Below are 14,600 nucleotides of genomic sequence, written 5' to 3' on the forward strand. Positions count from 1 at the left end.
TTCTACGTGGCCTGCGGGTTGTCTACGTGGCCTGCGGGTTGCGGTTCCCGGGGATCCGGTTCGTGCCGGCCGCGCGGGTAAGCGCTTGCCGCAGCAGGTTCAGGGCGGCCAGCGCGGCCCGGGTCTTGTTGACCTGCCGGTCCGGACCCAGCATGAGTTTTCGCGTCTCGACGCCGTCCGCCGAGGCGAGACCCAGGTAGACCAGTCCCACCGGCTTCTCGGGCGTCCCGCCGCCGGGGCCCGCCACGCCGGTCGTGGACAGTCCGTAAGTGGCGCCGCTGGTATGCCGGACACCCTGGGCCATGGCGGCCGCCGTTTCCTCGCTGACGGCGCCGTGACGATCGATCGTGCTCACCGGCACCTCCAGCCGCGCCATTTTCGCGGCATTGCTGTAGGACACGACCCCTTCCAGCAGGTAATCGGAACTGCCCGGCACGTCGGTCATGCGGGAAGACACGAGGCCGCCGGTGCAGGATTCGGCGATCGCCACCGTCGCATCTGCCTCCCGGAGCAGGCTCCCCACCACCTCTTCGAGGGTATCGTCGTCCACGCCGTAGATATGCTCACCGGCCCGGGCGACCATCCTGGACTCGACGGCTTCGATGCGCCGCCGGGCTTCCTCCCCGGTGCGGCCCTCGGCCGTGAGCCGCAGGTTCACCCCGGACTCCTGGGGCAGGGAGGCGATCTTGACATCCTCCGCGGCTTCGATGACATCGCCGATGATCTGGGAGAGATTCGATTCGCCGATGCCCGTGGTGCGGATCCACCGGTGCAGGATGACCCTCCCCGCGCCCTGGTCCTTCAGCCGCGGCAGCACCTGTTCGTTCAGCATCTTCATCATCTCGCGGGGCACGCCCGGCATGACGAACACGGCGGCGGCGTGGTGGCGAACCAGGAAGCCGGGCGCCGTGCCCACGGGATTGTCGAGCACCTCGGCGTGCCGGGGCATATAGGCCTGGATGCGGTTCGATTCCGGCATGGTCATGCCCCGTTGGGTGAACATCCGCTCCACGGTCTCCATGATTTCGGGATGAAAGACCAGGTCCTGCCCGATCGCCTCGGCGATGACGGTCTTGGTCACGTCGTCGTGCGTCGGACCGAGTCCGCCCGTGACGAGCACCACGTCCGCCTGACGGCACACGGTTTCCAGGGCCCGGCCGATGCCTGGTCCCTCGTCTCCGACGGTCATGGAACAGACCGGCTCGATACCCGTTTCCGTCAGGCGCCGGCCGATATAGGCGGCGTTGGTATCGACCACGGAACCGTAGAGCAGTTCGTCGCCGATCGTGATTATCGCGGCGGACTTCATGACAAGAACCCCGTTACGATCCGCAAGAGGAGATGGGCGTAGACCGCGGCCACGGCATCGTCCATCATGACCCCCAGCCCGCCGGGGAGGCGCTGCGCCCGGTCGCAGGGAAAGGGTTTCCAGATATCCAGGACGCGAAACAGGACGAACCCCGCGACTACGGTCAAAAGATCGAAGGGCATGGCGGCGAAGACGATCAGGACGCCGGCGATTTCGTCAATGACGATCCTGGGCCCGTCGTGGCCGAACAGGGGTTCCGCCCGGCTCGATACCCAGATGCCCAATACGAAAAAGAGCGCGGTGGCCAGCAGGTAATAGGATACGGTTAGCCCGAGCGGACCGGTCAGCGCCCAGACCAGCCCGAGCCCCAGAATGCTGCCCGCCGTGCCGGGCGCGAGGGGCGTGTAGCCGACGTAACATCCGGTCGACAGCAAGGTGATCAAGGTGCGCATGCCTACCTCAGCAGACTGGTGATGATGGACCGGTTCTTGACCACGTAGTCCAGGCCGGAACTGACCGTGAGGACCATGGAGACGAAGACCATGCCGTTGAGCACCCACCATGCGATATCGTCGAACTCACCGTTCCACTGGCCGAAGGCGATCATGGTCGTCTGGACGTTGATATAGAGCAGGATGATCACGATGACCACCATCTGCGAAGCGGTCTTCCACTTGGCCACCTGGGTCGGCAGGATGAGGAGGCCCCGGTAGGCCGCGATGCACCGCAGGCCGGTCACGATGAAGTCCCTTCCGATGATGACCAGGACCATCCAGGTGTAGATGTAGCCGAGGGACGCGAAGCAGATCAGCGCGGTGGACGTGAGGATTTTGTCCGCGAGGGGGTCCATGAACTTTCCGAAACTGGTGATCACCCCGGTCTTGCGCGCCAGGTAGCCGTCGTACAGGTCCGTCAGCGCCGCGATCATGAAGATGACCAGCGCGATATACCGTGTATACAATGTATCTACCAAGAAAAAGACCATGAAGATGGGACTCAGGATGATGCGGAATATGGTCAGCTTGTTGGGCAGGTTCATGGCGGCATGGGGATCGCCGGATCGGTCCGGCGGTCTTGATTCAGTTCCGTGTTACAACTCCGTGCGGCCTTCCAGGGCGCGTGCGAGGGTCACTTCGTCGGCGTACTCCAGGTCGCCGCCCATGGGAAGACCCCTGGCGAGGCGGGTAACCCGCACGCCCAGAGGCTTGATCAGGCGGCTGAGGTAGAGCGCGGTGGCTTCTCCCTCGATATTGGGATTGGTCGCGATGATGACCTCTTCCACCGATTCGCTCATCCGGTCCACGAGCTCCCGGGCGCGTATGTCGTCCGGAGTGATGTTGTCGAGGGGCGAAAGCGCGCCGTGGAGCACGTGGTACAGGCCGCGGTATTCTCCCGTGCTCTCGAGCGTGATCACGTCGCGAGGCTCTTCCACCACGCAGATGGTCTCCGGTTTTCGCCGGGCGTCGTGACAGATCCCGCAGGTCTCGGACTCGGTGATGTTCCAGCATACACTGCAGTACCGGACTTTTTCCTTTACCGCGCGGATGGCGTCGGACAACGAAAAGGCACGTTCGGCGGGCCCCTTCAGGATATGGAAGGCCAGCCGCTGGGCCGTCACCCTGCCGATATTGGGCAGGCGGCTCAACTCGTCCACCAGGATGGCCAGGGCCTCAGAACTGTATTTGCGCACCATGGGTTTACATCCAGTACGACCGGATAATACGACCGGGCAGAAAGACCGGACCGGAATCGGCGAATCGTAAAGGGTTGGCGTGTTACGGACCCAGGCCGGGGATGTTCAGTCCGCCGGTGATCTGGCCCATCTCCTGGTTCACCAGTTCCTGCGCCTTTTGCTGGCCCTGGTTGACGGCGGCCACTATGAGATCTTCGAGCATTTCCACGTCATCGGCGTCCACCACGGCCGGATCGATCCTGATCTCCACGACGCTGAGCCTGCCGTCGACCACCGCGGTCACCATCCCGCCGCCCGCCGTGCCTTCGACCCGCTTCCCGGCCATTTCTTCCTGGATCTGCATCATCTTCTTCTGCATCCGCTGGACGCGCTTCATCATGCCCGACATGCCTTTGGCCATATCCTTTTCCTTTCCTGCCCGCCTTCGCTAGCCGCGACCCGGACTCAGTCCGTCACGATCCGGCCGTCGAAGGCCTTCACGATTTTCTGGACGGCCGGATCTTTCGCGGCGCCCGCGCGGGTGTTTGCCGCCTGGCCGCCTGTTTTGCCGGCCGTAGAGGTGTCCTGCGCTTCTCTGACGATTTCTTCGGCTTCACCGGGATATTCGGCCGAACCGGGATATTCATCCAGACCGGCACCTGCGTCATCGGCCGGGTCGGTGCCGCCGGCCATCTCCTCTTCGGCGTCATCCACCCGATCGCCGTCGGTCATCTCCGCACCGGCGTCAACCGCCCGGTCGATGTCGCCGGCGATCTCCACACCGGCGTCTTCGGTTTTCGGTGTGTTGACCTCCGCCGCTGCGCTTTCGTCGATCTCGCATTCGATACGTACTGGGATTCCCAGCACTTCTTTGCATACCGACTGTATCATTTGCGAGTTCTCACGTTTTTCGACCCGTTCCTTTACAAAGACCTGTCCTGTCTCGAACCCGAGCGTAATCGTGGCGGGACCTCCCGACCCTTCTTCATCTGGCGGCGAAAAACTCTTTATCTCGACTTCCTTCAACTGCCTGCCCAGGAAGCCTGGTTGCCTGGCGATCTCTTCCACGATGGCAGGCCATCGGTTGCGGGCCGTCTGGAGATCCAGTTTCGGCGAAGCCGGGGCGCCCGCCGATGACTCGGAGGATGCCGTCGAAGTCGGTGTGGCCGTCGATGACTCGGAGGATGCCGCCGAAGTCGGTGTGGCCGTCGATGACTCGGAGGATGCCGCCGATGATTCGGTGGATGCCGCGGGACTTCGGTCCGCATCATCGGCTGGTGCAGGTCCCGATGGGGTTGCTACCGATGGGGGAGGTGAAGGTACGGGTGCGGAGTCAGACGATGGATCGGCTGCCTGAGAGGCCGGGGCTTCGGAAGCCTCCGTGTTGGAAGCCTCCGTGTTGGAAGCCTCTGTGCCAGAACCTTCGCCCCCCTCTTCCGTTCCCACGCGCTGGGCCATTTCGGACAACCGGGACATGACGTCCGTCAGTTGAACCGAGCGGGCCATGCGTATCATGCGGACGACGCCCGTCTCGAGCTGCACCCGGGGAAGCGCGCTGTTCTTAACCGCCTGTTCCATCTGCGTGGCCAGCTGGGAGAGCCGGAGCAGGTCTTCCGTCTCGAATCGTCCAGCCTGTTCCCGGAAGCGGTCCAACGCGAGGGCGGCGTCGCCGATCAGCACTTCCGCTTCGGGCGCCGCCTTGACGACGAGCAGGTTGCGCAGGTGTTCCAGGATGCCCAGGACAATCTCTTCGAGATCGTGGCCCTGACCAAAGATCCGGTCGACCAGGTCCAGCCCTTTGGGTACATCCTGCTCCGCCACGATGTCCAGTAACTCGAAATAGACGTCCTGGTCCACGATGCCCAGGACTTCCGCCGCCTCGCGGGCGGTCAGCGCGGTGCCGCCGAAGGCGACGACCTGGTCCAGCAGGCTTTCGGCGTCCCGCATGCTGCCGTCCACCCGGCGTGCGATGAGGGCGAGGGCCTCACGCTGGACGTCGTATCCGCTCTTCTCGCTGATCATGGCCAGGTGATCCACGATGGTGGGCCCCGATATGCGCCGGAAGTCGAAGCGCTGGCACCGGGAGAGCACGGTGGGGATCACCTTCCGGGGGTCCGTCGTAGCGAAGATGAAGTACACGTGGGCAGGCGGTTCTTCGAGCGTTTTCAACAGGGCGTTGAAGGCCTCCTTGGTCAGCATGTGCACTTCGTCGATGATGTAGATCTTGTGCTTGCCCTGGCTGGGTGTGTACTTGACGCTCTCGAGCAGATGCGTCCGGACCTGTTCGACCCGGTTGTTGGACGCGCCGTCGATCTCCAATACGTCGACGCTGCGTCCTTCCGAGATTTCCTGGCAGAACGTGCAGGCGTTGCAGGGCGTCACCGTGGGGCCGTCGACGCAGTTCAGGGCCTTGGCCAGGATGCGGGCCGTGGTCGTCTTGCCCACGCCGCGGGGTCCGGCGAAGAGGTAGGCATGGGCGATCTGGCTCGCCTGAATGGCGTTTTTCAGTGTGGTGGTGACGTGTTCCTGCCCGATCACGCCGTCAAATTCCTGGGGGCGCCATTTTCGGGCGGTGACTTCGTAGGCCAATGCCCAACCCTCCATGCCTGGTTTACTCGGGACAAGAGGCAGGCGGAACGAAGGGGAAACGATAAAGCGGTCGTGCACCCACCCTCGAATCTACTCGTATCGAGGCATCCGTGCCGCCGGCTCCGGCCAGGCGCTCCCACGGCACACGCTTCAGGCGCTTACCGCTGCTACCTTCCGGTCCTGACGGGATTGGGCGTTGTCACGTTGCGCGGGACCTGACTTTCAATACCGGATGCAGCGCATACCGGCGACGCAAGTGCGATCCTCGGGATGGGAATTCGATCCCGCTGTAGCGGGTTGCGGGTTACAGGGCACCGCTAACTCCCCATCTAGCACGACCGTAATCGATCCAAGCCTGTAATACGGGATGGCGGGACACCGGCTGACTTGAACACCGACTGCCAGTCGCCCGGCCTTCCGAGTGGAGCAGAGCGGAATCGAACCGCCGACCTCCAGATTGCGATTCTGGCGCTCTCCCAACTGAGCTACTGCCCCAAAACTATGGTGGAACGACAGGGCCGGGTCGGGACATAGGTTCCAGGCCTGGACATAAGGTCCGGGCGGGACCATACAATGCCAGGCAAGGGCCACCACCCCTTCGTTCCCTGTCCGGGTCTCCCCGGAGTTCAACGGAGAGGGTGGGATTCGAACCCACGGTCCACATGGTGAACACACGCTCTCCAGGCGTGCCGATTCAACCGCTCTCGCACCTCTCCCAGGTCAATGTTTGAAGCCATTACCGTGGCCGGTAGCCATCCTCCGGGATTCCGTTCAGCGGGCTGTAGAACGGAGAGGGTGGGATTCGAACCCACGGTGCCCGAAGGCACAACGGTTTTCGAGACCGTCCGATTCAACCACTCTCGCACCTCTCCGGCAACCTCGGTTCGTCAGCTGTATCGCCCGCTCCCCTTTTCGCCCAGAAGAAGTCCTTCAGCAGCCTTGAACAGGTTTCCGCCAGCACACCTCGCGTTACAGCCACCTGGTGATTCAGCCGGGTATCCCGCACGATATCGCGCAGGGATCCGCAGGCCCCGGTCTTGGGATCGTCTGCCCCGTACACCAGGCGCTCCAGACGGGCCAGGACGATCGCTCCCGCGCACATGGCGCAGGGTTCCAGCGTTACGTAAAGCGTGGCTCCGGCCAGCCGTTCATAGCCCAGCGCGCCGCTGGCCTCGCGGATCGCGAGCATCTCGGCATGGGCGGTGGGATCGCGCAAACGCTCCACGCGATTCTGGCCCCGGCCGATAATCACGCCATCGTGAACAATCACGGCCCCGACGGGCACATCACCGGCGGCTCCCGCTGACCTTGCTTCTTCAAGCGCCAGCCTGAGCCAATTCTCGTGTTCGCCGTCGTTGCTTCTCATGCTACCGCGTCCCACGAAAAATACGCCCGGAGGGAGTCGAACCCCCAACCTCCTGATCCGTAGTCAGGTGCTCTATCCAATTGAGCTACAGGCGCTCAGGACCAGCATAACAGAGCACCGCAAACTACAGAACAGGCCCGTCAAAGTCAAGTGGATTCTGACGCCTGAATCGGCGGCCGGAGCGTCCAGAATCAGGCGGTCAGGAGGAATCGTGAGCCCGCCGTTCCAGATAGATTCCGCGCCGCTCAACGTACCCCTCGGCGGTCCGATGTATGCGTTCGATCTGCTCGTTCGTGACGGAACGTACCACCCGTCCGGGAACGCCCACGACCAGGGAACCCGGAGGCACTTCCATGTTTTCGAATACCAGTGCGCCGGCGCCGATGATGCTGTGCCTGCCGATGCGCGCACCGCTGAGGATCACGGCGCCCATGGAGATCAGCACGTGGTCCTCCACCACCGCGCCGTGGACTATGGCGCGGTGCCCCACGGTGACGCCCTTGCCAAGTTCGGTGGGCATGCCGGCGTCGATGTGGAGGACGCTGCCGTCCTGCACGTTGGTCCCCTCGCCGATGGTGACCGGTTCGTCGTCCGCCCGGATCACCACCTGGAACCAGACACTCGCGTCCTTGCCGATGTCGACCGCGCCGATCAAGTCGGCGCTTTCTGCCACGAAGGCGGACGGATGGATGCGGGGAGCATGGTGGACGTACTGGTTGGAGGCCATGTAAGGCTCGTTTTCAGGTCGCGACGGCGAATCCGGCTGGGGGGCTTCCGCCTCGCCCCCATCGAACTACCCGGCCGCGTCCTGTCCTGGAAACACCCGTGGAATCACGTAGGGTCCTCTGGGAACGACCGCGATGGTGGCGTCGGCGCCGTGACGTTTCAGCGCCCGCGCGATGCCGGCCTCGACGGACGGAATGGGCTGGACCAGGCAGTCCCGGGCGTCTTCATCACTCAGTCCGTCCGTGTAAAGATAAACCTGGCCCTTCTTCAGCGCCTTGACCAGTTCCTCGATCTCCCACTGGTCGATGGTGAACACGTCCGGTTGCTGAATCCAGTGGATGAAGGCGTCGATGTCCTCCGTCCGCCGGAGCAGTCCTTCGAACTCCGCGCTTCCGATCCCGTCGGCGCATCCCGCGGCGATGACGATGGATCCACCTTCCTTCAGGATGTCCAGCACGCCGACCATGCCCTTCACGGCCTGGTAGAAGGTGGTGTCCAGGGGATAGCCCGCCGACGAGGTCACGACGATGTCCACCGGTTCTTCGACGGAGGCCACGACCATGCCGTCCACGTGGCGGACGCCGTACCGGTGCGCCCGGTCCAGCTCGCCGGCGAACACCCCGGTGACGCGGCGGTCCTCGTCCATGGCCACGTTAAGGATGAAATCGACCCCGGCCCGCCGGGCGATTTCCAGCGCGGCCTCGTGGAGGGGGTTGCCGTCGAGCACGCCCGTTGTGGCGTTGGGATGCTCCAGGATACCGGGTCCGTGAAGATGCTCGATCGTCTCCACGCCCACGAGTCCGGGCGCGACCAGCTTGCGTCCGCCCGAGTACCCGGCCATGAAGTGCGCCTCGATCAGCCCGGTCAGTACCTTGAGATCGCTCTCCACGTACCTGCGGTCCACGCGGATTGGGATCCCCGTGCTGGTGGCGCCCAGGTCGGCCTGTTCGTTGCCGTTGCGGGCGACGTGGTTGACGACCGGATACCGGTCCACCACGTCGCCGGTCAGGGTCTCGCGGAGCTGTTCCTCGTCCATGGGGGCGTGCAGGCCCGTGGCGACCAGCAGGGTGATGTCCGCCGGCCTGATACCGCTTCGCTCCAGGCATTCAAGGAGGGGCGGCAGGATTATGTCGTGGGGGACGGGCCGGGTGATGTCGGAAACGACCACGCATGCGTTGTGGCGGCTCCGGGCGATTTCCGCAAGGGGCGGACCGGCCACGGGACGTTGCAGGGCCGCCCGGGTCGCGGCCACGGGGTCATCCAGCGGCGGCGTTTCCCGCATATTGAGGACAGCGGCCAGGTTTTCGTCCGGGACGCTTACCTCGAGGCCGGATTTATGGTAGTCGAGGGTGATGTTCACGGCGGCTCCCTACGGCTCTTCCCGCTCGATTTCGAGCCCGGGTCCCGGCGAAGGTTCGAGTATGCCCGCGGCGCCGGCATCCATCATGACCCGCGCCAGTTCGCCGGGGGAGTCGTGGAGCGCCACGATGGCTCCGCTGCTGCCCGCCAGCTTGGCGCCGGACGCGCCTGCACGCCGGGCGAGTTCGATGAACCGGTCGTCCTCGGGATTGGATCCGCCGAGTGACTGCGTCAGCGCCTGGTTTTCGTTCATCAGCTCCCCCAGCGCGTCGATCCGGTTATCGAGGATCACTTTCTTGCCTTCCCGGGCCAGGGCCGCGATGGCGCTATATGCTTCGACCACTTCGGTTTCCCCGGCGAGCCAGCGTTCCCGCAAGGGGGTGTGCACGCCTCCGGAGACGCTCTGGCCTCCCGTGATGACTACGACAAGCGGCAGGACCGGGTCGGGAGCCATCGGTTCCATGGTGGCGAAAGGATCGGTCCCGTATTCCAAATGGAATTCCTTTCCTCTGAAATCCATGTAATGAAGCCCGCCGAAGGTGCACATGTAGGCGTCCTGGTACCCGCAGAAAGTCAGGTTCTGGTACTCGATTCCGCGGACGAGCTCCGCCTGGTGGTACGGATTGTGGCGGATACCGCGGTAGGCGAGCAGCCCGGCGACCATCGATACGAGTAGCGCGGTCGATCCCGACAGGCCGGCGCGGAAGGGGATACCGGTCGACCACGAGATCCTGGCGAGCAGGTCCGTGGATTCGGTCCCGGTCAACGCGACCCGGGCGATATCGAAAATGTCCTCACATGGGACCAGGCCGTGTGGCGACGCGATTACGCGCTGCTCGGTACCGGCGTCCAGGACCAGGCGGTCCGCCGGCTGGATCCTGACCCGTGCCCTCTCTTTCGTCGAGCACGAGATCACGCTGCCGCCGTACATATCGGTCGGGTTGCCCACGATGCCCACTCGGCCGGGGGCGGATGCGGTTAAGGTCCCGTTCAATTGGACTCCACTCGTCGCATACCTTGCAGACCACGCAGCCCGTGCGGACCATGCGGACCACCTGATCGACAATCGCGTCGAATCTTGGGAGGTATGCACTCGGTAATCATGATTCGTTCAACCGCCCTCGGAGAAGATCGCGGAAAGCCGGTCCGTCGACCTCGTCCTCCACGGCGTAATCGGCAAAGGCTTCCCAGTAGCTCAAAGGCGTACCGATGTCGTAGCGCCGGTCGGCGTACCCCAGGGGTACGCACCAGACATTTCCACCGGGGCCGGCCGGTCCGCGCGCGCCGACGTCGCCCCCCGGATCGCCCGAGCCACCTGGGTTGCTCGCCCTGAGCAAGCCGCGGATGGCGTCGGCGAGCCAGAGTTCGCCGTTTCTACCGCGCGGCGTCGCCTCGAGTGCCGGGAAGATGCCGGGGCCGCATATGTATCGGGCCGAAACGGCGTATCGGCTTGGTGCGCTTTCCGTGGATGGTTTCTCCACGATATCGTCGATGGGGAAGGCCGCGTCCGATTCGTACCTGGGCTTCACGATACCGTACCGCGACACCTTGTCTTCGGGCACGTGCTCCACTGCGATGGTGCACGCGGCGTTTTCCTTCCCGTGGGTAGTCATCATGCGTCGCAGGACACAGACTTTTCCTGTAGACCGGATGACGGCGTCGCCCCAGGCCACGACGAAAGGATCCGATCCTGCAAAGGCTTCACCCAGGCGAACGGCGTCGCCGTTTCCCCCCGGAACTTCTTGGCGGACAAAAGAATAATCCAGTGCGGGCGGACCATCGGACGTTCCGCCGGGCACGAAGTATTCCTCGATCGCCTTTTTACGGTTGGAGGTCACGAAGAGGATGCGTTCGATCCCCGCGGCCGCCAGTTCATCCACGACATGGTGTATGGCCGGTTTTCGCCCGAGGGGCAGCATTTCCTTTGGGACAGACCGTGTGAGCGGAAGCATCCGCGTGCCAAGGCCCGCGACGGGCACGACGGCCTTGCGGATCATCCCCCACCTTCCTGTCTCGCGTTCCTGACTGTATCGACGTATTTCCGGGCCGTGTCGGTGAGCACCTGCCATTCGCCTGCGGCCACGGCGGCCTTGTCGATCAGGTTCCCTCCCACGGCGACGGCACAGGCGCCCGCCCGGATGAAGTCGCCCGCGTTGTCCAGGTCCACTCCGCCCGTGGGTATGAGATCGATCTGGGGGAGCGGCGCCTTGAGGTCCTTGAAATACCTGGGGCCCACCGCCGTCGCGGGAAACACCTTCACGATGTCCGCGCCGCATTCCCAGGCCGTCAGGATCTCGGTAGGCGTCAATGCACCGGGAATGATGACCTTGTCGTACCGCCGGCAAAGGGTGATGACGTCCGGGCTCAGCGTCGGCGTCACGATGTATTCGGCGCCGGCCAGGATCGCCGCCCGGGCCGATTCGGGGTCCAGCACGGTGCCCGCGCCGAGGAGGATCTCGTCCCCCAGCCGGTTCGCGCATTCGCCGATGGCGTTCAGGGCCCCGGGCGTCGTCATGGTGATCTCGACGGCCCCGATGCCGCCCCGGCCGATGGCCTGGGCGACCTGGACCAGCGCGTCGGGCCGGTCCGCCCTGAGCACTGCAACCACGCCGCAGGCCTTGATGGAAGCGAGGTTTTCAGATCTCGAAGACATGGATATACTCCAACGGATGTTACTCCAGGGTGACCTTCACCTGGCGCTCCGGCCGCTCGTGCAGGTGCCCGTGTCCCGTCAGCGCCACGCCGAGACGGATGGACGGCTTGCCGCCCACGGGGAAAATGTGATGGAACGTCAGGGCCGGCACGAAGATGAAATCTCCCGCCTTCGCGTGGACGGTCTCTTCACGGCCCTCGATCACCCAGTCGATCTCGCCTTCAAGCACCAGCCACCACTCGTCGTAATCATGGCAGTGATTGTCGTTGATCGTGCCCGATTCCTGCCAGATGAACGCCGCGGTCACGTGGTCCGCCGCCACGACGGCGCAGGAGGCGGGCGGCGGACCGATCCTTTCCTTGATCTCGTCTATATTGATGCGGTTGAGCGCGGCGTGCATGATCGGGTTCGGCGGGGCCATCGAGATGCTCCTTTGGTGAACCGGGCCTACGCGACCCGGTACTTCGATACGGTTTCCTCGTTTACCGTGACGCCCAGCCCGGGTCCCTCGGGCACCGCCACGAAACCATCATCATCGATGGCGAAGCGTTCATGGGTCAGTTCGAGCCGCAACGGCGAATCGGACATGCAGAACTCGAAGACGGAAGCGTTGGGCAGGGCGGCCAGGGCGTGCAGCGACGCCGCCATGGTAATGCCGCTCTTGTAACTGTGGTTGACGACCTTGCGGCCGTGCCGGTGGGCGGTCCGGCCGGCTGCCGCCATGGTCGTAATGCCGCAACGTCCCGGGTCCGGCTGGATCCAGTCCAGCCCGCCCTCGGTGACCAGGCGTTCGAAGTCCTCGAGCCGGGACTCCGCTTCCCCGGTGGCGATGGGCACCGGACTCTCCGCGGTCAGCGCGGCATATCCTTCGATGTCGTCCGGATGCAGCGGCTCTTCGATCCAGAAGGGCCGGTACTCGGCGAACTGCCGGGACCGGGTGAGCGCGGTCTTCCAGTCCCATACCTGGCCGGCGTCGATGAGCACGTCCACCTCGTCGCCCGTGCCTCGCCGGGCCTCCCGCACCAGGGCAACGTCCTGCCTTTCGTCTTTCCCCATGGGGCCCCAGCCGAACTTCACCGCCGTGAATCCCTGGTCGGCGAATTTCCGGCCGATCGCCCGGGTCTGCTCCGGCGTGTCTCCGAACAGTACGGAGGCATAGGCCCGGAACCTGAGCCGGTGCGCGCCGCCAAGGAGTTCGTAGATGGGCTGTCCGCTCGCTTTCCCCGCGATGTCCCAGAGCGCCAGGTTGATCCCCGCCATGGCGTGCCGCCCCACGCCGACCCGGCCATAGTAGTTGGCCGACGCCATCATCCGGTCCGTGCAGGTGTCGATGTCCAGTGGATCGGCTCCGTCCAGCGCGTTGGCCAGGCCGTTGCAGATCTGGTGCGACCGCGGCGCGTCGATGACGGCCTTGACCACGGTGGGACACGAATCGACTTCGCCCCAACCCGTGATCCCTTCGTTCGTTTCGATTTTGATCAGGCAGGTATCCTGCGTCCCGTCACAGGCCTCCGTCACCTGGGGCAGTCGCAGAACCAGGGCGGAAACCTCAACGATCCGCACGCGAACGACCTCCTTGACCCTCATCCCGGGAATGTAGAATCACGTCGGTAATGTGTGGGTCGACACGGGGGGTGTCAAGGGGAGATGCCCCTGGATAGGCGGCGGGACGCAAGCCCACGGACAACCTGCCAGAACGCAGGTTTTGCGCGGTCTGAATCCGCCGGGGAGACGTCACCGGAACCGCACCGGCTAACACCCCGTAACCGGGAAATAAACCTTGACACCTCCGAGCGTCCGCTTGCACTTTGGAGGCTGGATTGACGGCATTCCCGCTCGTTGCACAGAACGGCGGATTCGCCCGGATTCGCTCCCATTTGCCTGGATTCGCCTGGCCTCAAACGGACTCGCCCGGTCACGCCTGGATCGGCCCGGACTCGCCCCGTTTTGCCGCCGCGGCGCATCAGAAAACCCGAACCTATGTTCCGATACATCGTATACCGCATCGTAGGCCTGGTCGGCGTCCTGTTCCTGGTCACGGTCATCACCTTCAGCCTGATGCACGCGGTACCGGGCGGCCCCTTCGACGAGGAGAAGATGCCCCTGTCGGCCGAGGCCAAGGCGAATATCCTGCGCAAGTACGGACTGGACCGCCCCCTCTACGAGCAGTACGGAAGATACATGTGGAACGCGCTCCAATTCGATTTCGGCATCCCCTTCCAGAGTCCCGGCGAGACGGTGACGGACCTCATCGCGCGGACCTGGCCCATCAGCATGCAACTGGGCGGCATGGGCCTCGCCCTGGCCTTCTCCTGCGGCATCCTCCTGGGCATCCTTTCCGCCATACGCCAGAACACGTGGGTGGATTACGGGACCACGGTCATCGCCACCCTGGGGATCACTGTGCCCAGTTTCGCCATTTCCATACTGTTCATCGTCCTTTTCGCGACCATATGGAGGGTCCTGCCCACGGGCGGATGGGGCGGGCCGGAGACCTGGATCATGCCGGTGATCGTTTATGCCCTGGGTCCCATGGCCATCGTCGCACGGTACACCCGATCGAGCATCCTCGAGAACCTCCGCATGGACTACGTGCGCACGGCGCGGGCAAAGGGACTGAAGGAGCGCAGCGTCCTGTTCATCCACGTGCTGAAGAACTCCCTGATCCCGCTGCTCACCATCATGGGGCCCATGCTGCCCGGGGTGATGACCGGGTCGCTCTTCGTCGAAGGCATCTTCCGCATCCCGGGTCTGGGACAGTTCTTCGTCACGAGCATCTTCGAACGGGACTACCCCATGATCATGGCCCTGACCCTGCTCGTCGCGGTGCTGATCGGGATCGTCTACCTGATAACGGATATCCTGTACGCGCTCGTGGATCCCCGGGTCAGATACGTGCGCGGGAGCAAGTAATGGACAACGGTTC

Annotated in this window: 15 protein-coding genes, 4 tRNA genes and 1 other RNA gene; 1 reads left to right on the forward strand and 19 read right to left on the reverse strand. The window is 64.2% G+C overall.

What is annotated here, in order from left to right; translation table 11 throughout:
* Positions 1–22: 22 nt before the first annotated feature.
* The 19 genes from F4X08_01895 to F4X08_01985 all read right to left on the reverse strand — a co-directional run bounded on the left by F4X08_01895 (position 23) and on the right by F4X08_01985 (position 13,237).
* Positions 23–1,309, reverse strand: a complete 1,287-nt coding sequence (locus F4X08_01895) for a competence/damage-inducible protein A (protein MYD24552.1) — start codon at positions 1,307–1,309, stop codon at positions 23–25.
* A complete protein-coding gene (locus tag F4X08_01900; protein MYD24553.1) occupies positions 1,306–1,872 on the reverse strand; it encodes a phosphatidylglycerophosphatase A in 567 nt (188 codons plus the stop codon). The genes F4X08_01895 and F4X08_01900 overlap by 4 nt, the downstream gene beginning before the upstream one ends.
* Positions 1,764–2,348, reverse strand: a complete 585-nt coding sequence (gene pgsA / locus F4X08_01905) for a CDP-diacylglycerol--glycerol-3-phosphate 3-phosphatidyltransferase (GenBank protein ID MYD24554.1) — start codon at positions 2,346–2,348, stop codon at positions 1,764–1,766. Before pgsA ends, F4X08_01900 begins: the two co-directional genes overlap by 109 nt.
* A gap of 51 nt (positions 2,349–2,399) precedes the next feature.
* The gene (gene recR, locus F4X08_01910; protein MYD24555.1) at positions 2,400–3,002 is read right to left on the reverse strand and encodes a recombination protein RecR; all 603 of its coding nucleotides are present in this window, start codon (positions 3,000–3,002) and stop codon (positions 2,400–2,402) included.
* Positions 3,003–3,084: 82 nt separating this feature from the next.
* The gene (locus tag F4X08_01915) at positions 3,085–3,402 is read right to left on the reverse strand and encodes a YbaB/EbfC family nucleoid-associated protein (GenBank protein MYD24556.1); all 318 of its coding nucleotides are present in this window, start codon (positions 3,400–3,402) and stop codon (positions 3,085–3,087) included.
* A gap of 44 nt (positions 3,403–3,446) precedes the next feature.
* Complete coding sequence (dnaX, locus tag F4X08_01920) at positions 3,447–5,585, reverse strand: DNA polymerase III subunit gamma/tau (protein ID MYD24557.1); 2,139 nt, start codon at positions 5,583–5,585, stop codon at positions 3,447–3,449.
* 55 nt (positions 5,586–5,640) lie between these two features.
* Positions 5,641–5,908, reverse strand: an RNA gene (ffs, locus tag F4X08_01925) — signal recognition particle sRNA large type.
* A gap of 84 nt (positions 5,909–5,992) precedes the next feature.
* Positions 5,993–6,065: transfer RNA gene (locus F4X08_01930), tRNA-Ala, on the reverse strand.
* Positions 6,066–6,200: 135 nt separating this feature from the next.
* Positions 6,201–6,286: transfer RNA gene (locus F4X08_01935), tRNA-Ser, on the reverse strand.
* A 71-nt stretch (positions 6,287–6,357) separates the two neighbouring features.
* Positions 6,358–6,442, reverse strand: a tRNA-Ser gene (locus F4X08_01940).
* Positions 6,421–6,936: a tRNA adenosine(34) deaminase TadA gene (gene tadA / locus F4X08_01945; protein MYD24558.1), complete on the reverse strand. Its 516-nt coding sequence runs from the start codon at positions 6,934–6,936 to the stop codon at positions 6,421–6,423. Before tadA ends, F4X08_01940 begins: the two co-directional genes overlap by 22 nt.
* Before the next feature lie 21 nt (positions 6,937–6,957).
* Positions 6,958–7,031: transfer RNA gene (locus tag F4X08_01950), tRNA-Arg, on the reverse strand.
* Between the two features lie 104 nt (positions 7,032–7,135).
* Positions 7,136–7,663, reverse strand: coding sequence for a gamma carbonic anhydrase family protein (locus F4X08_01955; protein ID MYD24559.1), 528 nt, complete (start codon positions 7,661–7,663; stop codon positions 7,136–7,138).
* Between the two features lie 66 nt (positions 7,664–7,729).
* A complete protein-coding gene (gene larA / locus F4X08_01960; GenBank protein ID MYD24560.1) occupies positions 7,730–9,022 on the reverse strand; it encodes a nickel-dependent lactate racemase in 1,293 nt (430 codons plus the stop codon).
* A gap of 9 nt (positions 9,023–9,031) precedes the next feature.
* Positions 9,032–10,114 (reverse strand): hypothetical protein, encoded by a 1,083-nt coding sequence (locus F4X08_01965; protein MYD24561.1) that lies wholly within the window; start codon positions 10,112–10,114, stop codon positions 9,032–9,034.
* A 7-nt stretch (positions 10,115–10,121) separates the two neighbouring features.
* Positions 10,122–11,090 (reverse strand): NTP transferase domain-containing protein, encoded by a 969-nt coding sequence (locus tag F4X08_01970; GenBank protein ID MYD24562.1) that lies wholly within the window; start codon positions 11,088–11,090, stop codon positions 10,122–10,124.
* Positions 11,015–11,674 carry a bifunctional 4-hydroxy-2-oxoglutarate aldolase/2-dehydro-3-deoxy-phosphogluconate aldolase gene (gene eda, locus F4X08_01975; GenBank protein MYD24563.1) on the reverse strand — a complete coding sequence of 220 codons (660 nt, stop codon included), beginning with the start codon at positions 11,672–11,674 and terminating at the stop codon, positions 11,015–11,017. The genes F4X08_01970 and eda overlap by 76 nt, the downstream gene beginning before the upstream one ends.
* A 19-nt stretch (positions 11,675–11,693) precedes the next feature.
* A complete protein-coding gene (locus tag F4X08_01980; protein MYD24564.1) occupies positions 11,694–12,095 on the reverse strand; it encodes a cupin domain-containing protein in 402 nt (133 codons plus the stop codon).
* A gap of 26 nt (positions 12,096–12,121) precedes the next feature.
* Entirely contained in the window at positions 12,122–13,237 is a 1,116-nt protein-coding gene (locus tag F4X08_01985) for a mandelate racemase/muconate lactonizing enzyme family protein (protein MYD24565.1), read from the reverse strand.
* Positions 13,238–13,654: 417 nt separating this feature from the next.
* On the opposite strand from F4X08_01985, the gene F4X08_01990 reads away from it, so the two are divergent.
* Positions 13,655–14,587 (forward strand): ABC transporter permease, encoded by a 933-nt coding sequence (locus F4X08_01990; GenBank protein MYD24566.1) that lies wholly within the window; start codon positions 13,655–13,657, stop codon positions 14,585–14,587.
* The last annotated feature ends 13 nt before the right edge of the window (positions 14,588–14,600 follow it).

Source organism: Gemmatimonadota bacterium, from assembly GCA_009841265.1.
GTDB lineage: Bacteria > JAAXHH01 > JAAXHH01 > JAAXHH01 > JAAXHH01 > JAAXHH01.